Below are 17958 nucleotides of genomic sequence, written 5' to 3' on the forward strand. Positions count from 1 at the left end.
TCTTATTTTTTAGAAGTACAGCCCGTTGTTTTCCAGCTCGTCGATCAAATCCCCCAGAATGTCCACGTTGTAGGGGGTGATAATGTAAGTGGAGATGGCCACCTTCTTGATCTTGCCCTCCTGGGCGTAGGCCACGCCGGAGAGGAAGTCCAGCAGCCGCCGGGCCACGTCCTTGTTGGTGGACTCCAGGTTCAGCACCACCGTGCGCTTCTCCCGCAGGTGGTCGGCGATCTCGGCGGCGTTCTCGAACCGGTCGGGCTTCACCAGCACCACCTGGAGCTGGGTAGTGGTGTGGATGTTGACCACCTTATTGCTCCGCCGCTCGGGGCGCTCGGTGTCGTAGAGGGAGGCCGTCTCCTGCCGGGGGGCGGGCTTTTCCTTCACCGCGGTGCGGTCCAGCCGGCCGGTGCCCATGGCGTCGAAGTCGTCAAAGCCCTCATCCTCGTCCTCATCCTCATAGGGGCGGGCAATTCGTTTCAGTTCATCCAGAAATCCCATGTTCCGGTTCCTCCTAAAAATTCGTGGTTCCTCAATTTGCCTTGACGCCCATGGGCGGCCGGGCCCCGAAGAGGGCCGTGCCCACCCGGACCAGGGTGGCCCCCTCCCGGACGGCGTCGGCGTAATCGCCGCTCATTCCCATGGAAAGGCAGTCAATGTCAGATTTATTATCATCCATTTTTCGTTTTATGTCAACATAAAGCTGGTACATTTCCCGGAAAAATCCACGATTTCCGTCGGGACCCGCGACCGGAGGGATGGCCATAAGGCCTCTCAGGCGCACATGGGGCATCTCCCGCGCCTTCCGGGCCAGGTTTTCCACCTCGCCGGGGGCGATGCCGGATTTGCTCTCCTCGCCCCCCACGTTCACCTCCAGAAGGATGTCCTGGACGATGTTCAGCTTGGCGGCCTCCTTCTCGATGGCCTCCAACAGATGCTCGGAGCCCACCGATTCGATGAGGTCCACCCGGCCCACCACCTTGTTCACCTTATTGGTCTGGAGGTGGCCGATAAAGTGGAGGGCGGCCCCGGCGTAGGCGTCGGCCTCCAGATGGGCGGTCATCTCCTGGACCCGGTTCTCCCCGCAGACGGTGATCCCGGCGGCAATGGCGGCACGGACGGTGTCGTCGGTCTGGACCTTGGTGGCGGCCACCAGGGTGATCTCAGCGGGGTCCCTGCCCACCTCACGGGCGGCCCGGGCAATGGTTTCCTTCACCTGACGGACATTTGCTTCCAGTGACATGACGAATACCTCTCTTTCTATAACTGACAAAGCTCCCCGCGGGACCGGCCCGGCGGGATCAATCCACCACTTTGCCGTCCCAGATCTCCTGGCTGGCCACGATGACCGGGTCCCCCGGCCGGAGGGCCTTTTTCTCTTCCTTTTCCGGGGCATCCACCGCCAGCACCGGCTTCACCAGGTAGTAGTCCTCCCCCTGGGCCAGCACGGACACGGGCTTGAACTCCGCCTTGGCCCCCACCTGAACATACACGCCGGTGACCCCGGCCTCGTCCATGCGGACGGCGGCGGTGGGCACCCGGATGCCGCTTTGGGAGGAGAAGATCAGATCCACCGTCTGGCGGCGGAGCAGGGTGGTGTTGGAGAGAAACCGGGTGGAGGACAGGGTGACGGCCACCCGGCCGTTTTCCGGGGCGCTGATGCGCTCCACCGTCATCTTCACCTCCCCCGACCAGTCCCGGGAGAACCGGGCGGTGACGGTGCCCCCCTCCAGCAGGCGGGAGGCGTCGGCCTCGGACAGGGGGCAGATGAAATACCAGGTGGTATCGGTGATCAGCTTGCACAAGGCGTCGGCCCCGGTGTGGACGCTCTGCCCCTCCAGCTGGTCCAGATAGGAGGGGGAGAGCCCCTCCAGGGCGGCGGGGGTGAGGATGTCCTCATACCCGTCCACCTGGCCGGAAAAAATGCCGCTCTGTCCCACGGTGATCCGGCCCATGTCCTGGGCCGCCTGGGCCCTCAGGACGTCGATCTCCCGCCGGGTGCTGTCCAGGGCGGCGGTAAGGTCGTCGGCGTTGCCGTAGCGCAGGGCCTGCTGGAACACGGCGCTTTTAAAGGAGAGGGTCTCGTTTTCCAGATGGGTGAAGTCCCCCGCCTCCACCGACGAGCGCAGCTCCACCATGGCGTCGATGACGTTCTGGTTGGACTGGTCGCCCTGGCTCCCGGCGGCGGCGATGGCGGCGGACATCTGCTGGGCCTCCTGCTCCAAAGCCTCCAGCCGGTTGGACCGCTCCACCGACGCCTCGTCGGCGTAGAGCACGGCCACGGTGGATCCCGCCGCCACCTTTTCCCCCTCAGAGGGGATGAGGCGGACGATGCCCCCGGTGCCGGAGAGCACGGTCTCCTGCCGCACCAGGTAGCCGGTGGCCTCCACCGCGTCGTCCACGGCGTAGGCGTAGGCCTGGACGGTGGGGTAGGGGTCCCGGAAGCTCCGCCAGGCCGCCCCGCCGAAATAGAGCAGGATGGCCAGCAGAAACAGGAGCATCACGATTCGGTTGAGGATGGTACCCTGCTTCATGGGGCAGGCCTCTCTTTCGAGGACGGCACGCTGGAAAGCAGCCCTTTGGGGCCCCATCGCGGATGGGGCGGCGCCCAATGGCGCCGTGGACCTCCCGGCCGCCAATGGCGGCGGAGGGTCCCCGCAGGGTGGTTTTGCCGGCCGAGGATTTCATTTCTGAAGGGATCCCCGCCCGGCGGAAGCCGGATGGGGGACTTATGTATCGGGGGTCAGGTCAATGGGGTGCTCCGGCACCACGGTGGAAATGGCGTGTTTGTAAATGATCTGCTGCTTTCCATCGGTCACCAGCACCACCACAAAGGGGTCGAAGCCGGCGATCTTACCCCGCATCTGGAAGCCGTTCATGAGGAACAAAGTCACCGGCTCCTGGGCGCGGCGGGCGCGGGAGAGAAACAAATCCTGCAGGTCGTTGGGTCTGGACATAGGGGAAACATCCTTTCTCTATCAGATGTTTCCATAATATACCAAATTCAGGTCGAATCCCGTCGGTTTCTGTCAGACCCGCTTGAACTGCTTTTCCAGCTGGCTCCGGGTCAGCTCTATGGCCACCGGCCGGCCGTGGGGACAGTATTTGACCTCTCCGGCCATGACGGCCTTGGCCACCCGGGCCAGCTCCTCCGGGGCGTTTTTCCAGCCCCCCTTGATGGCGGCCTTGCAGGCCATGGTGTGGAGGATCTCGTCCCGGCGCTGGGCGTCCCCCGCGGCGCCGGTGGCCAGGAGTTTTCCGGCCACCTCGGTGAGGGTGGCCTCGATGTCGCCGGGGTCCACGTAGTCGGGGATCCGCCGGACGGCCAGAGACCCTCCGCCGAAATCGGTGACCTCGAAGCCCAGCCCCTCCAGCTCCTCCAGGTGGTCCAGCAGGGCGGCCCCCTCCTCGGGGGCGGGGGTGAACACCGTGGGGGTCAGAAGCTCCTGGGACATGGGCTGGTAGTCCTGGGCCCGCATCCGGTCAAAGTTCATCCGCTCGTGGGCGGCGTGCTTGTCGATGAGCAGGGCCTTGTCCCCCTGCTCCACCAGAATGTAGGTACGGAACAGCTCCCCGGCCACCCGCCAGGGGATCTCCGGCTCCTCCGCCGGGGGCTCCGGCTCCCTGGGTTCCGGCCTTTGGACGGGCGGGGGAGAGGGCGGGATTTGCCGCTCCGAGGGCGCGGCCTCAGGCCCATCGGCCCCCGGCAACACGGAAGGTCTCTCCTCAGCCCTCTGCCCCATGGCAGGCTGGCTTTCCCCAAGGGAAACCCCCGTCCCTAAAGCCTTCCCCCCGGGGGAAGGTGGCATTTGCGCAGCAAATGACGGATGAGGGGAACCCTTCGTCAAGACAGCGCCCCCCGCCCCTCCCGCGGGCCGTTCCGGCCATGCACGAGGAGCCTTGGGCGCGGTAAAGTCATGAAGCGGCAAGGTGGTCTGCCGCCCGGTCACCGTGTCGTGGGCCTTGGGGGCGGCCACCACCGCCGCCGGGCGGGACTGGTCGGCCCCCAGGGCGGCCAGGACGGCGTAGTACACCGCCGAAAAGACCTGCCGCTCGGCGCCGAACTTCACCTCCTGCTTGGTGGGGTGGACGTTCACGTCCACGGCGTTCAGCTTGGTGGTCAGGTGGAGGACGCAGCCTGGGAACTTGCCCACCATCCGCTGGTTGGCGTAGGCCTGCTCCACGGCGGCGGTCATGGTCTTGGACTTGATGTACCGGCCGTTGACGAAGAAGAACTGATACCCCCTGGTCCCCCGGCAGCAGGCGGGGAGGGAGGTGAAGCCGGACACCGTCATGCCCTCGCCGCTGCCCTCCACCTTGGTAAAGCCCAAGGCCATGTCCCGGCCCAGCACGGCGTAGAGGGCGGAGCGCAGCTGGCTGTCCCCGGGGGTCAGCAGCTCCTGCTTCCCGTCCTTCAAAAACTTGAAGCTCACCTCGGGGTGGGCCAAGGCCTGGCGCTGGACGGCGGCCAGACAGGCCGCCCCCTCGGCGGCGTCTTTTTTCATGAACTTGAGCCGGGCGGGGGTATTGTAGAAGAGGTCCCGCACCAGCAGGGTGGTCCCCGCGGGACAGCCCGCCTCCTCCTTCCCCGTGACCACGCCCCCCTCCAGGGTGAGGGAGGTGCCCAGGGTGTCCTCCAGCCGGCGGGTCAGCAGCTCCACCCGGGCCACCGAGGCGATGGCGGCCAGGGCCTCCCCCCGGAAGCCCAGGGTGCCGATGGCCTCCAGGTCGTACTCGCTGCGGATCTTGGAGGTGGCGTGGCGGAGGAAGGCGGTCTCCACCTCTCCGGGGGCGATGCCGCAGCCGTCGTCGGTGACCCGGATGAGGGACATGCCCCCGTTCTGGATCTCTACCGTGATGGCGTGGGCCTGGGCGTCGATGGCGTTTTCCACCAGTTCCTTCACCACCGAGGCGGGCCGTTCCACCACCTCGCCAGCGGCGATGAGGTCGGCCACGTGGGAATCCAGCTGTTGAATGTGAGGCATGTCGTCACCTTCCTTTCCATCGGTAAACTCGAGGGCGCCGGGCTTTGGTTCAGTGCAGGGCCAGGGCCAGAACAAAGGCGTTGATGGCGGTGTGGAGCCCCACACTGCCCCAGATGGAGCCGCCGTTGTCGTAGCACCAGGTCAGGGCCGCCGACATGGGCAGGTAGCAGATCGTCAGCAGGAGGTACCTGGGGTCCCCCAGGTCAATGGCGTACCGCCACACACAGGCCAGGGCATACCCCAGGATGGTGACCACATAGGCCAGCACCCGGCTGTACCGCCGCAGGGAACCGAAGACCAGCCCCCGGAAGAGGGCCTCCTCGATGACGGGGATGAGCACCAGCACCAGCACGGCGGTGGGGAGGGGGGCCAGGGCGAACTCCGCGGCGTACTGGGCCGGGATCGGGTCGGCCACCGGGAGGGGGAGAAAGTCCACCAGGAAATGGAGGATCTCCGCCCCGGCAAAGCCCGCCAGCAGGCCGAAGAGGTTCTCGGGCAGCCAGTCCAGCAGGTCTACAAAGTCGCTTTTCAAAAAGCTCCAGAACACCATCAGGGCCAGGACGAAGAGGAGGGAGTAATAGACCACGTTGGCCTCGGCGGTGAGGGGCTCCCCCTCGCCCAGCAGCATCCTCTGGGCCCAGCTGTTCAGGTAGGGGAACACCAGCAGGTAAAGCGCGAAGAAGACCCACCCCCGCTGGCGCTCGGAGCTGGTCATTTTCGATTTCCAGGAACGGCGGAACATGGGCGGGCCTCCTTTCTTTTCTGTTTGGGTCATCCGCAGGCTTAAACGGGGAAAACCGCCGCCGCGGGGGAAGGGGGGGACGGCGGCCCGCCCCGTCACAGCTCCTTCTTCATCTCATACAGAAGGTTCATGGCCTCGATGGGCGTCAGGGTATCCACATCCACCGCCCGGAGACGGTCGGCCACGGACTGGGCTCCCAGATCCCCCAGGGAGAACTGTCCGTCCTCCGGGGCGGCGGAGACGGCGGGCAGGGGCACCCCCTCGGTCTCCAGCTGGTCCAGGATCACCTTTGCCCGGGAAATCACCTTGTCGGGCACCCCGGCCAGCTTGGCCACCTCGATGCCGTAGCTGGCGGCGGCGGGGCCCCGGACGATTTTCCGCAGAAACAGGATGTCGTCCTTTTTCTTCTTGGCGGCGATGTTGTAGTTCTTCACCCCGCCGATCTCCCCCTCCAGGTCGGTGAGCTCGTGGTAGTGGGTGGCGAAGAGGGTCTTGGCCCCCAGACGCCTGCGGTCGGCGCAGAACTCCAGCACCGCCCGGGCGATGGCCATGCCGTCGTAAGTGGACGTGCCCCGGCCGATCTCGTCCAAAATGAGGAGGCTTTTGGCCGTGGCGTTTTTCAACAGCTCGGCCACCTCGGTCATCTCCACCATAAAGGTGGACTGGCCGGCGGAGAGGTCGTCGCTGGCCCCGATGCGGGTGAACACCCGGTCCACGATGCCCACCCGGGCGGCCTTGGCGGGGACAAAAGAGCCCATCTGGGCCATGAGGACGATGAGGGCCACTTGCCGCATATAGGTGGATTTACCCGCCATATTGGGGCCGGTGATGATGCTCACCATGTCCTCTTTCCCGTCCATGTGGGTGTCGTTGGGGACGAAAAGCTCCCCCTTCCGGGTCTTTTCCACCACGGGGTGGCGGCCCTCGGAAATGTCGATGACGTCACTGAGATCCACCTGGGGCATGCAGTAGCCGTTCTCGGCGGCCACCCGGGCGAAGGAGCACAGCACGTCCACCTGGGCCACGGCGGCGGCGGAGCGCTGGATGTCGGCCACCCGGTCGGCGGCCGCCTGCCGCACCTGGCAGAAGAGCTGGTACTCCAGGGCGGTAAGCTGGTCCTGGGCGGTGAGAATGGTGTGCTCCATCTCCTTGAGCTCGGGGGTGATGAACCGCTCGCAGTTCACCAAGGTCTGCTTGCGGATATAGGTATCGGGCACCTGGGCATAATTGGCCTTGGACACCTCGATGTAGTAGCCGAACACCTTGTTGAAGCCCACCTTCAGGCTCTTGATGCCCGTCTTTTCCTTCTCCTGGGCCTCCATGGCGGCCACCATGTCCTTGCCGCCGGTGAGAATGCCCCGCAGCCGGTCCACCTCGGCGTCGTAGCCGTCCCGGATGAAGCCGCCCTCCCGGACGGAGAAGGGGGGCTCCTCCACGAAGGCGGCATCGATCTGCCCCCGCAGGTCGGCCAGGTCGTCCAGGCTCTCCCGCAGGACGGAGAGCAGGGAGGATTGAAAGGGGGAGAGGAGGAGCCGCAGGTCGGGCAGCCGCCCCAGACCCCTGGACAGGGACACCAAATCCCGGCCCCCGGCGGTGCCGTAGACCACCCGGCCGATAAGCCGTTCCAGGTCGGTGACCTCCTTCAGCTCCCGGGCGATCTCCTGCCGGGCCACCGAGTCCCCCACGAGGTCGGCCACCGCCCCCTGGCGCTTGCCGATCTGGACGGGGGAGAGGAGGGGCCGCTCCAGCCAGGAGCGGATGAGCCGGTGGCCCATGGGGGTGCAGGTCTTGTCCAGCACCCACAGCAGGCTCCCCTTCTTCTCGCCTCCCCGGAGGGTCTCGGTGAGCTCCAGGTTCCGCCGGGCGGTGAGGTCCAGCTCCATGAACTCCCCGGTGGTGTAGTAATTGACGCTGGACAGGTGGGAGAGGTCGGTTTTCTGGGTGTCGTAGAGATAGCTCATCAGGGCCCCCACGCACCGGGTCACCGGCCCGGCGGGCAGCCCCTCCGCCCCCGGCCCGAACTGCTTTTCCACCGCCCGGGCGGCGGGGCCCGGCGCGAAGGCCTCCTCCCCGCCCCGCTCCCGGCGGCAGTCCAGCCGGGACCGGAGGAAGTCCTGGAGCAGGGGGTCCTCCCAGGCCTCGGAAGAGAGCAGGACCTCCCGGGGGGAAAAGCGGCCCAGCTCGTTTTCCACGTGCTCCCGCCAGCCCGGCCCGGCAAAGCCGGTGGCCGACACCTCTCCGGTGGACAGGTCAGCGAAGCACAACCCCGCCTTCTCCTCCTCTAGGCACAATGCGCACAGGAAGTTGTTCTTCCCCTCCTCCAGCATGGTCTCCTCGATGACCGTGCCGGGGGTGACGATGCGGATGATGTCCCGGTCCACCAGGCCCTTGGCGGTGGCCGGATCCTCCATCTGCTCGCAGATGGCCACCTTGTAGCCCTTGGCGATGAGGCGGGAGATGTAGGCCTCGGCGGCGTGGTAGGGCACCCCGCACATGGGGGTGCGCTCCTCGGGGGGCCGGGTCCGGTCCCGGCTGGTGAGGGTCAGCTCCAGCTCCCGGGAGGCCGTTTTGGCGTCCTCGTTGAACATCTCGTAGAAGTCCCCCAGGCGGAAAAAGAGGATGCAGTCGGGGTGGTCGGCCTTGATCTTGTGATATTGCAGCATCATGGGGGTGCCTTCTGCCATAGGGGGTGCCTCCTTTTTTCTCTGTGTGCGTCTGGGGCCATATCATGCAATATTTGGAAAATCCATTCTTGGCAACCAGGGCCGGAAATACTATAATAGGACTTAACCGACCTTTTGGTTTCAGAACAACTGCGAAATGGAGATGACGTTCCATGTCCGACTTACTCTCGCACCTGATGCAATTTGCCTACGAAGAGCGTTTCGAGCATTACCTCGCCCCCCGGCACGTGGAGTATAACAAAAGCCAAAAAACCGCCGAGGAGGCCCTGGCCCAGCTCCGCGCCCGGCTGGACCAGCCGGAGAGCGCCGTTTTGGAGCGCTACCTGGACAGCGTGGAGCTCTCCCGCTCCATCGAGGAAAAGACCCTCTTCCAGTGCGGACTGTCCATGGGGATCGAGCTTGTCCACCCGGAAACGCAGGAGAAAAGCCGAGAGTAAGCTGTGGACCGGAACGGGCCAAACATCAAGTTTGGCCCGTTTTTTATGTCTTTGCCGCCCGGCGCCGTAACGAACAGCGCTTCCCGCTGTTTTTTATAGCTTGCCTGCGGCAAGCTATAAAAAACGGCATGCGGCCGTCCCGGCCGCGGCCTAAAATCCCAGGCATGGCCCCAGAGGGGCCGTATGCCGTAAAAAATAGCTCAAAGAGCCATTTTTTATTTCCCCCGCGTCCCCGCCGGGGCCAGCTTTCCGAAGAGGGACCAGGTATTGGCCCCCGTGATCTCCACATTCTGATAGGTGCCCACCAGATCCGCCGCCCCGTCCGCCAGCCGCACCAGCCGGTTCCCCGGGGTCCGGGCAGCCAGGGGATACCGGGGGTCGTCCCCGGCGGCATCCACCAGGCACCGCAGGGTTTTCCCCACGTAGGCGGCGTGCTTTTCGGCGGAGATGGCGTTCTGGGCGGCCACCAGCCGGTCGAAGTTGGCGTGCTTCTCGGCGGCGGGCATAGGGTCGTCCATCCCGGCCGCCGGGGTCCCCGCCCGGGGGGAGTAGATGAAGGTGAAGAGGGCGTCGAAGCGGACCTCTTCGATGAGGGAGAGGGTCTCCTCAAATTCCTCGGTGGTCTCCCCGGGGAAGCCCACGATCACGTCGGAGGTGATGACCACGTCTGGGACCTGCTCCCGCAGGCGGCGCACCTTGTCCAGGTAGCCCGCCCGGTCGTAGACCCGGTTCATGGCCTTCAGCACCCGGTCGCTCCCCGCCTGGAAGGGGAGGTGGAACACGGGGGCCACCTTCTCGCACCGGGCCATGGTTTCGAAGAGCTTCTGGGAGGCGTCCTTGGGGTGGCTGGTCATGAAGCGGATGAGGAAGTCGCCGGGGATGGCGTTCACCGCCTCCAGCAGGTCGGCGAAATCCATGTCCAGGCCCAGGTCCTTGCCGTAGGAGTTCACGTTTTGGCCCAAAAGGGTGATGTCCCGGTATCCCGCCCGGGCCAGCTCCTCCACCTCCGCCAGCACGTCCTCCGGCTTCCGGGACCGCTCCCGGCCCCGGACGTAGGGGACGATGCAGTAGGAGCAGAAATTGTTGCAGCCGTACATGATGGACACCCAGGCCTTCACGCCGTTCTGCCGCACCACGGGGATCCCCTCGGCGATGGAGCCGGGCTCGTCGGTGTTTTCAAAGACCCTGCCCCGCCGGGTCAGCACCCGGTAGAGCAGCTCGGGAAATTTCCACAGGGCGTGGGGGCCGAACAGGAGGTCCACGTGCCGGTAGGACTGGCGGATCTTCTCGGCCACCTGGGGCTCCTGGGCCATGCAGCCGCACAGGCAGATGATCTGCCCGGGGTGGCGGCGCTTGGCGTGGACCAGGGCCCCCACGTTGCCAAGCACCCGGTCCTCGGCGTGCTCCCGGATGGCGCAGGTGTTGATGACGATGACGTCCGCGTCCTCCTCAGAGTCCGTGAAGCCGTAGCCCATGGAGCCCAGGTAGCCCCGGATGCGTTCCGAGTCTGCCTCGTTCTGCTGGCAGCCGTAAGTGTCCACAAAAGCCAAGGGCTGGGCCGGCAGGGAGGCCAGCCGCTCGTGTATCTTTTCACAAAATTCCCCCTGGCGGGCGATGTCCTCCGGGGCGATTCGGATGGTCTGTCGGTCCAAGTGCGTTCCTCCGTTTTTCACATACTTTCAACTAAAAATCATACCATTTTTCTTGAGATAATTCAAGGCGGAGACATGGTTTTTTCAAGAAAAAAGCCCGCCTCCAAAAGAGGCCGCCCCCACAGGGGGCAGGCGGGGGAAAGGACCCGGCCGCAAAGCGTTTCGCGGGGCGACCTTTTGCGCGGCGGGAGACACGGCCTTGAAACGAAAGAGGGCCTGTCGGCTTGCCGCCGATAGGCCCTCTTTTGCGATGGGAATGCTGACAAAGACGCATTTTACCAATAAAACGAAGGAAAATTAGCCCGGCAAACCGGAAGTCATTCCTGTTCACTTCCGAGATTTTTCCAGCCATACCTGGCAATAGAAATTCCGATGGAAATTTCGCTTACCGCTTCATCAATTATTCCCGCCCACGCTCCAACAATAATATTATAAATCATCCAAAGCGGTGAATTAATTAGCATAGTCACCAATCGTATTGTTCTCGCATTATAAGTATATGCCCCAATGGTAACTGCTACATTTGCTGCAACAGGTAATATACTAATCCATCCGACCCAGGTAAGTATCAATACAGCAACCTGCATAAAGCAGATAATTATACACATTTTTTTGCTTCTGCCAAAGTCCCACCTGCTGCTTAAGCAAAACGAACGAATGGCGTTTATAATATAACTTATTCCCCCAGTTGTAGCTCCTAAAAGAAGTAAATGAATTGTATATAACAAGTAAGATAGAAATTGAAATCGGAATAATGTCTTATTGTTTCGACACTGGAACGATACAAAGAACAATATAGTTCCCATGAAGCCTATAATTTGAATAACTATGTATGATTTTGTCAACTTAAACTTCTCCCCACAAATCCCAATCTGTCAAGTGCGCCTTATGTGCCCAAGACGTACTTTAAGAGCATTATAATGGATTGCCCTCCACATTGCAAAGAATCCTGCTTCGCCAAAAATAACGCCGCCCCAAATTTTACTTCTCCACCTTTGACCATTTCAACCTGTTCCCTCCAACTCAACCGCGCCGAAAGTCACAGAACCAAACCAGCCCCTTTGTTGACCTTTTTATCCGAAAAGGTTATAATAAAAGTTCAAAAACCTTTCACGGGGGAGGACCTGCGGATGCGCGCGGTGGTAACGAGAGTGAAGAACGCCCGGGTGGATATCGCCGGGGAAACGGTGGGGGAGACCGGCGGCGGCTTCCTCGTCCTGCTGGGCGTGGCCCCCACGGACACCGAGACCCAGGCCGACCGGCTGGCCGACAAGGTCTGCGGCCTTCGGGTCTTTGAGGACGAAAACGGCAAAATGAACCGGAACCTGGAGCAGGTGGGGGGCTCGCTGCTGGTGGTCTCCCAGTTCACCCTCTACGCCGACTGCAAGTCCCGCCGCCCCGGTTTCACCGGCGCCGCCCGTCCCGACGTGGCCATCCCCCTCTACCAGCGCTTTCTGGCCCAGTGCGAGGGGCGGGGCTTCCACGTGGAGCACGGCGAGTTCGGTGCGGATATGCAGGTCTACTCCCAGAACGACGGCCCCGTCACCATCCTGCTGGACACCGACATTTTGTAGGGGCGGATCCGATCCGTCCCCAGGGCAAGGAGAATACAAATGGTAATTAAGCATCTGTTTCTACCCTCCGTATATACAAACTGCTACCTTTTGGGGGATGAGGAGAGCGGCGCCGCCGCCGTCATCGACCCCGGCGCCCCCGCCCCCGAGCTGGTGGACGCCGCCAGGGAGGCGGGGCTCACCATCCGGGCCGTCTTTCTCACCCACGGCCACTACGACCACGTGGGCGGGGTGGCCGACCTGCTGGAGCGGCTGGGCAATATCCCCGTCTACCTCCACCCGGAGGACGCGGGGAAGTCCGACCCCCTCATGCCCACCGCCGCCCTGGGGGACGTGACCCTCTGGCGGGACGGGGACGTGGTAAAGCTGGGGAACCTGAACGTGGAGGTCCTCCACACCCCCGGCCACTCCAAGGGCTCGGTGGTGCTCAAGTGCCGGGACATCCTTTTCACCGGGGACACCCTCTTTGCCGGGTCCATGGGCCGCACCGACCTGCCCGGCGGCAGCTATGAGGAGATCATGGCCTCTTTGAAGCGGCTGGGCGAGCTGGAGGGGGATTTCCAGGTCCTCCCCGGCCACGAGGGCTTTTCCACCCTGGAGGCCGAGCGGAAGGGCAACTACTATATGCGGGAAGCCCTGGCGGACGGGTAAGGTCCCCCTCATCCTCCCCCGCGGGGCACCGTCCTCCAAGGGAAGGCGCCCTCCGGGGGGAAACTCCCATAAAAGGCTTCCCCTGGGGTCTAGCGGCCCTTAGCCATCGCTTAGGGCCGCTTGATGCAAGCAAAGTCGTTGAAGCTGTCGAGCGCAGCGAGACTGATGAGGGGAACCTACCCCCTTTGTGATACCTTTTTATCCCCATCCCCTCTCTTTCCAAAAGGAGGCCCCATGCAGATCACTCTACGCGGCCACGATTACCGCTACGCCGCCGAGCAAATGATGCTCACCCTGTTTCCCAATGAGCGGCCCGGAACGGGGGAAAATACCCTCATCCTCTCCCTCTCCAAGGGGAAAACCTGGCTCTCCGCCGCCGCCAAACTGACCTATGAGGGCAAAACCTATACCGCCGCCCGCCGGGCCAAAACGGCGGAGCTCACCGGCGGGCTCACCGACGACCGGGTGTGCCAGCGCATCTTGAAGCTGGCCTTCTACGACGCCGGGGTCCGGGCCCTGGGAAAGGAGCCCCCCTGGGGGGCTCTCACCGGCGTGCGGCCGGTGAAGATACCGGCCAAGGCTATGCTTCAGGGCACACCTCCCGCCCAGGCGGAGCGGCTTTTGCGGGACACCTACCGGGTCTCCCCCCTCCGCCGCCGCCTGGCCATGGACTGCGCCGGGGAGAGCGTGGCCGCCCAGAGGGCCCTCCGCTCCGACGAAATTTCCCTCTACGTGGGCATTCCGTTTTGCCCCAGCCGGTGCATCTACTGCTCCTTCATCTCCTCCGCCGTGGATAAGTGCCTGCCTTTGGTGGAACCCTTCGTGGACGCCCTGGTCCGGGAAATCCAGGCCGCCGGGGCCCTGCTCCAAGAGACCGGCCGGGCCGTCCGCACCGTCTATGTGGGCGGGGGCACCCCCACCACCCTGACGGCGGAGCAGCTCGACCGGGTCCTCTCCGCTATGGACGCCCATCTGCCCCTGGGGCGGTGCGCGGAATTTACCGTGGAGGCGGGCCGGCCAGACACCATCACGGGGGAAAAGCTGGCCGTTTTGGCCCGCCACGGGGTGGACCGGGTGTCGGTGAACCCTCAGTCCATGTCCCAGGCCGTCCTGGAGCGCATGGGCCGCCCCCACTCCCCGGAGGACATCCGCCGGGCCTATGGGGCCGTCCGCGCCGCCGGCGATTTCGCCGTGAACATGGACCTCATCGCCGGCCTGCCTGGGGACAGCGCCGCCGGCTTCGCGCAAAGCCTGACCGAGGTCATGGCCCTGGCCCCGGAGAACATCACCGTCCACACCCTGGCCCTCAAGAAGGGGTCGCGCCTGATGGAAGAGGGGGGCGACCTGCCCTCTGCCCAGCAGGTGGAACACATGCTGGACGCCGCTTGGGCCGCTCTCCGGGCCGCGGGCTATTCCCCCTACTACCTCTACCGCCAGAAGTATATGTCCGGCTCCTTCGAGAACGTGGGCTGGGCCAAGCCGGGCTTTGCCAGCCTCTACAACATCGCCATGATGGAGGAGCTGCACACCATCCTGGCCCTGGGGGGCGGTGGGGTCACCAAGCTGGTGTGGCCCAAGACCGGCAAAATCGAACGGGCCGCCAATCCAAAATATCCCCAGGAATATCTGCGGGATGTGGACAAAATATGCCGGGAGAAGGCGGCTTTGGCCCCCTTCCTCCTGGAAACGAAGGGAGATTGAACTATGGCCTATCAGCTCAAGGAGATCAACGACCGTATCCTGGCCGACACCCCCGCCTTCCTGGCCGAATGTGACGCCGCCTACCAAAAGCGGGTGGAGGAGGCCGCCGACAAGATCATCGCCCGGCTGGACACCTCTCCCATCGTCCTCCTCTCCGGCCCCTCCGGCTCGGGCAAGACCACCACGGCCCTGAAGATCGAGGAGGAGTTGGAGCGGCGGGGGATGAACTCCCACACCATCTCTCTGGACAACTACTTCAAGACCCTGGACCCCAAAACGGCCCCCCGGACCCCCGAGGGGGATCTGGACTTCGAGTCCCCGGAGTGCCTGGACATGGAGCTGCTGGACGAGACCTTCACCCGCCTGTCCAACGGGGACCAGGTCATCATCCCCAAGTTTGAGTTCACCCGCCAGATGCGCAACGACGCCCGGGGCCGCCCCCTCAAGCTGGAGAAAAACGAGATCGCCATCTTTGAGGGCATCCACGCCCTGGGCCCCGGCATCGCCGGGCCCCACCCGGAGGCCACCAAGCTCTATATCTCCGCCCGCTCCAACGTGCTGGAGGGGGACGCCCTGCGCTTCAAGGGCACCTGGATGCGCTTGACACGCCGGGCCGTCCGGGATTACAATTTCCGGGGCACCGACGTCTCCTCCACCCTGGCCATGTGGGCCAACGTCCGCCGGGGGGAGAAGCTCTATATTTCCCCCTACAAAAATACCGCCGACATCATCGTGGACTCCTCTCTCCCCTACGAGGTCTCCGTGATGAAGCACTACGCCCTTCCCATCCTGAAGGCGGTGCCCCAGGAAAACCAGCGCCGGGCGGAGCTTCTGGACCTCATCGCCGCCTTCGACTGGTTCGAGTCCATCGACCCCGCCCTGGTGGCCAAAAACTCCCTGCTGCGGGAGTTCATCGGCGGGGGAAGCTACCACTACAAATAAAACCGCCTTTCCCCCTTGGGCGAAAGGGCCATCACAATTTCAAAAAGGAGATTTCAAACCATGGCAGAATGCACCCACGACTGCTCCTCCTGCGGCGAGAGCTGCGGCGAGCGCACCGAGGCCTTTGACTTCAAGGCCAAGGCCAACCCCCACTCCAACGTAAAAAAGGTCATCGCCGTCATGTCCGGCAAGGGCGGCGTGGGCAAGAGCCTGGTCACGGCCTCCCTGGCCGCCGCCTGCCAGAAGGCGGGGCGGCAGGCCGCCGTCCTGGACGCCGACATCACCGGCCCCTCCATCCCCAAGGCCTTCGGCGTCCACACCCGGGCCATGGGCAACGAGGAGGGCATCCTCCCCGTCCTCACCAAGACGGGCATCAAGCTTATGAGCTTGAACCTGCTGGTGGAGAACGAGAGCGACCCCGTGGTCTGGCGGGGGAGCCTCATCGCCGGCACCGTGAAGCAGTTTTGGACCGACGTGCAGTGGGGCGATGTGGACTATATGTTCGTCGACATGCCCCCCGGCACCGGGGACGTGCCCCTCACCGTCTTTCAATCCCTGCCCGTGGACGGCATCATCATCGTCACCTCCCCCCAGGAGCTGGTGAGCATGATCGTGGAAAAGGCGGTGAAGATGGCCGAGATGATGGACCTGCCCATCCTGGGCCTGGTGGAAAATTACAGCTACTTCCAGTGCCCCGACTGCGGCAAACAGCACGCCATCTTCGGCGAGAGCCACATCGACGATATCGCCGCCGCCCACGGCCTGAAGGTCCTGGCCCGGCTGCCCATCGACCCCAACCTGGCCGCCGCCTGCGACGCGGGCACGGCGGAGGACTTTGCCCCCAACTATCTGGAGGACGTGGCCAAAGAGCTGTAACGAAAAAGAAAAGCGCGGCCCGGTGAAGGTTCACCGGGCCGCGCTTCTTATTTCTTGTATTTCTGGCTCTGGGCCACCGCCAGCTCGTCGCAGCGGTTGTTGTACTCATTTTCCGCGTGCCCCTTCACCCAGTGGAGGTTCACGGTGTGAAACTCGCACAGCTCCAAAAGCCTTTCCCACAAATCGGGGTTGAGGGCCGGCTTCTTGTCGCTCTTGATCCAGCCCTTGGCCTTCCAGCCCTTGGCCCAGCCCTTCTGGAGCGCGTCAATGACGTATTTGGAGTCGGAGTACAGCTCCACGACGCAGGGTTCCTTCAGCGCCGACAGCGCCGCGATGACCCCGGTGAGCTCCATGCGGTTGTTGGTGGTGTGGGCCTCCCCGCCGGAGAGTTCCTTTTTGAACTTCCCGTACTGGAGGATGGCCCCCCAGCCTCCTGGGCCGGGGTTGCCGGAGCAGGCTCCGTCGGTGTATATGGTAACTGTTTTCATAGTCCTCCCAAAGCCGTGGCAGATGAGGGGAGCCGTTCCCTGATGGACAAATCAATGGTTTGACAGACGCCCTCAAAATTTTGATTGATTTCCAGATTGGTGAAGCGGAGCACTTTGATATGGCAGGTCTTCTCCAGCCACCGGGTCCTGGCCCGGTCGTCCTCCGGCCCGTCTCCCTCATAGTGCTGGCCGCCGTCCAGCTCTATGGCCAGGGCCGCCTTGCGGCAGAAAAAATCCACGATATAGCGGCCAAAGACCTGCTGGCGGCGAAATTGCACCGGATAGCCCTTGAGAAAATCATACCACAGGTGCCGTTCTTCCTTCGTGGCTTCTTTTCGGAGCCGACGGGCGTTGGCGCGCAGGAAAGCGGGGTTATCCATGTCCGAACGCTCCCCTCATCAGTCTCGCTTCGCTCGACAGCTTCCCCCAGGGGAAGCCTTTTTCTTTTTGCATTCCTGTCAGAAGATGCTTCTTGCCCTTTGCCTTCCCTTGGGGGAAGGTGGCACGGCGCAGCCGTGACGGATGAGGGGAACCTGCCAGCATGGCACGGCTCCCCCCTCCTTTACAGCTCTTTCAGGATGTCCTGCCGCTTCTTCTCGTACTCCTCGGTGGTAATGAGCCTTTGATCATAGAGCCCCTGGAGCTTTTTCAGCCGGGCCTCGGCGCTCTCCCCGGCCTCGTCCTCCGTGATCTCAAACCCGCCCATCATCATGGAGCCCTTGGCCTCGTCCTCTTTCCCAAACAGCCACCGGCCGTAAGTCACCGCCTGATAGATGGCGATGCCGGTCCAGGCCACGCCGAACAGGCCGATGGGCCAGATGCCGGAGCCGAAGGTCATGGGGATGACCAGGAACACGCCCACGACGATGAACACCAGGCTGATCCCGAAGCCCATCACGCACATGCCCTTGCTGGGCCGGATGCGAAAATTCCGCCGCATGGGTGGTCACTCCTCCCCCAAAATCTCCTTTTTCCGGGTCTCGTAGTCCTCCTGGCTGATCCAGCCCTTGCCCCGCAGGTAGTCCAACTCCTGGAGCTGGGCGTCCTGGTTGGCGGTCCGGGGCGGGGTGACGGAGAGGGCGGCCAGCTGGGCCTCCAGCTTGGTGATCCGGGCCTCATACTCCTCTTTGTCGATGAGCCGCTGGACGTAGAGCATCTTTTCCTTCTTCATCCGGGCGCGGATGCCCTCCTCGGTGTTGTCCTCCTCGGTGCTGGTGAAGAAACCCATG

The 17958-nt window shown here is 63.6% G+C and carries 19 protein-coding genes; 6 read left to right on the top strand and 13 right to left on the bottom strand.

From position 1 onward, the window contains the following. Positions 1 to 9 precede the first annotated feature (9 nt). The 7 genes from AAEU42_RS11240 to mutS form a co-directional block, all read right to left on the bottom strand. The gene (locus AAEU42_RS11240; RefSeq protein ID WP_342233647.1) at positions 10 to 498 is read right to left on the bottom strand and encodes a cell division protein SepF; all 489 of its coding nucleotides are present in this window, start codon (positions 496 to 498) and stop codon (positions 10 to 12) included. A gap of 31 nt (positions 499 to 529) precedes the next feature. Next, positions 530 to 1240 (bottom strand): YggS family pyridoxal phosphate-dependent enzyme, encoded by a 711-nt coding sequence (locus AAEU42_RS11245; protein WP_342233648.1) that lies wholly within the window; start codon positions 1238 to 1240, stop codon positions 530 to 532. Between the two features lie 58 nt (positions 1241 to 1298). Next, positions 1299 to 2531 carry a biotin/lipoyl attachment domain-containing protein gene (locus AAEU42_RS11250; protein WP_342233649.1) on the bottom strand — a complete coding sequence of 411 codons (1233 nt, stop codon included), beginning with the start codon at positions 2529 to 2531 and terminating at the stop codon, positions 1299 to 1301. 195 nt (positions 2532 to 2726) lie between these two features. Beyond that, a complete protein-coding gene (hfq, locus tag AAEU42_RS11255) occupies positions 2727 to 2954 on the bottom strand; it encodes an RNA chaperone Hfq (RefSeq protein WP_342233650.1) in 228 nt (75 codons plus the stop codon). 72 nt (positions 2955 to 3026) lie between these two features. Next, a complete protein-coding gene (mutL, locus tag AAEU42_RS11260) occupies positions 3027 to 4982 on the bottom strand; it encodes a DNA mismatch repair endonuclease MutL (protein ID WP_342233651.1) in 1956 nt (651 codons plus the stop codon). A 49-nt stretch (positions 4983 to 5031) separates the two neighbouring features. Then, entirely contained in the window at positions 5032 to 5724 is a 693-nt protein-coding gene (locus AAEU42_RS11265) for a CPBP family intramembrane glutamic endopeptidase (RefSeq protein WP_342233652.1), read from the bottom strand. A gap of 95 nt (positions 5725 to 5819) precedes the next feature. After that, the gene (mutS, locus tag AAEU42_RS11270; RefSeq protein WP_342233653.1) at positions 5820 to 8408 is read right to left on the bottom strand and encodes a DNA mismatch repair protein MutS; all 2589 of its coding nucleotides are present in this window, start codon (positions 8406 to 8408) and stop codon (positions 5820 to 5822) included. 152 nt (positions 8409 to 8560) lie between these two features. On the opposite strand from mutS, the gene AAEU42_RS11275 reads away from it, so the two are divergent. Beyond that, entirely contained in the window at positions 8561 to 8845 is a 285-nt protein-coding gene (locus AAEU42_RS11275; protein WP_342233654.1) for a DUF6809 family protein, read from the top strand. Between the two features lie 215 nt (positions 8846 to 9060). On the opposite strand, the gene miaB is transcribed toward AAEU42_RS11275, so the two are convergent. Both miaB and AAEU42_RS11285 read right to left on the bottom strand, forming a co-directional pair. Next, on the bottom strand, positions 9061 to 10497 hold the full coding sequence (gene miaB, locus AAEU42_RS11280; protein WP_342233655.1) for a tRNA (N6-isopentenyl adenosine(37)-C2)-methylthiotransferase MiaB: 1437 nt from the start codon (positions 10495 to 10497) through the stop codon (positions 9061 to 9063). Between the two features lie 317 nt (positions 10498 to 10814). Next, positions 10815 to 11342, bottom strand: a complete 528-nt coding sequence (locus tag AAEU42_RS11285) for a YgjV family protein (protein WP_342233656.1) — start codon at positions 11340 to 11342, stop codon at positions 10815 to 10817. 285 nt (positions 11343 to 11627) lie between these two features. Here AAEU42_RS11285 and dtd point away from each other — a divergent pair, with 285 nt between their 5' ends. The 5 genes from dtd to AAEU42_RS11310 all read left to right on the top strand — a co-directional run bounded on the left by dtd (position 11628) and on the right by AAEU42_RS11310 (position 16241). Then, positions 11628 to 12071, top strand: a complete 444-nt coding sequence (dtd, locus tag AAEU42_RS11290; RefSeq protein WP_342233657.1) for a D-aminoacyl-tRNA deacylase — start codon at positions 11628 to 11630, stop codon at positions 12069 to 12071. A 39-nt stretch (positions 12072 to 12110) separates the two neighbouring features. Continuing rightward, positions 12111 to 12722: an MBL fold metallo-hydrolase gene (locus tag AAEU42_RS11295; RefSeq protein ID WP_342233658.1), complete on the top strand. Its 612-nt coding sequence runs from the start codon at positions 12111 to 12113 to the stop codon at positions 12720 to 12722. Positions 12723 to 12956: 234 nt separating this feature from the next. Continuing rightward, positions 12957 to 14423: a coproporphyrinogen dehydrogenase HemZ gene (gene hemZ / locus AAEU42_RS11300; RefSeq protein WP_342233659.1), complete on the top strand. Its 1467-nt coding sequence runs from the start codon at positions 12957 to 12959 to the stop codon at positions 14421 to 14423. A gap of 3 nt (positions 14424 to 14426) precedes the next feature. Further along, the gene (locus AAEU42_RS11305) at positions 14427 to 15365 is read left to right on the top strand and encodes a uridine kinase family protein (protein ID WP_342233660.1); all 939 of its coding nucleotides are present in this window, start codon (positions 14427 to 14429) and stop codon (positions 15363 to 15365) included. 60 nt (positions 15366 to 15425) lie between these two features. After that, positions 15426 to 16241 carry a P-loop NTPase gene (locus tag AAEU42_RS11310; protein ID WP_342233661.1) on the top strand — a complete coding sequence of 272 codons (816 nt, stop codon included), beginning with the start codon at positions 15426 to 15428 and terminating at the stop codon, positions 16239 to 16241. Positions 16242 to 16288: 47 nt separating this feature from the next. On the opposite strand, the gene rnhA is transcribed toward AAEU42_RS11310, so the two are convergent. The 4 genes from rnhA to AAEU42_RS11330 form a co-directional block, all read right to left on the bottom strand. Further along, entirely contained in the window at positions 16289 to 16729 is a 441-nt protein-coding gene (gene rnhA, locus AAEU42_RS11315) for a ribonuclease HI (RefSeq protein WP_342233662.1), read from the bottom strand. Continuing rightward, on the bottom strand, positions 16726 to 17109 hold the full coding sequence (locus AAEU42_RS11320) for an endonuclease domain-containing protein (protein ID WP_342233663.1): 384 nt from the start codon (positions 17107 to 17109) through the stop codon (positions 16726 to 16728). Before AAEU42_RS11320 ends, rnhA begins: the two co-directional genes overlap by 4 nt. A gap of 182 nt (positions 17110 to 17291) precedes the next feature. Continuing rightward, entirely contained in the window at positions 17292 to 17669 is a 378-nt protein-coding gene (locus tag AAEU42_RS11325; RefSeq protein WP_342233664.1) for an SHOCT domain-containing protein, read from the bottom strand. Positions 17670 to 17675: 6 nt separating this feature from the next. After that, the gene (locus AAEU42_RS11330; protein ID WP_342233665.1) at positions 17676 to 17957 is read right to left on the bottom strand and encodes an SHOCT domain-containing protein; all 282 of its coding nucleotides are present in this window, start codon (positions 17955 to 17957) and stop codon (positions 17676 to 17678) included. Position 17958: the final 1 nt, after the last annotated feature.

The organism is Pseudoflavonifractor phocaeensis (assembly GCF_038439875.1).
In the GTDB taxonomy this organism is placed as follows: domain Bacteria; phylum Bacillota; class Clostridia; order Oscillospirales; family Oscillospiraceae; genus Vermiculatibacterium.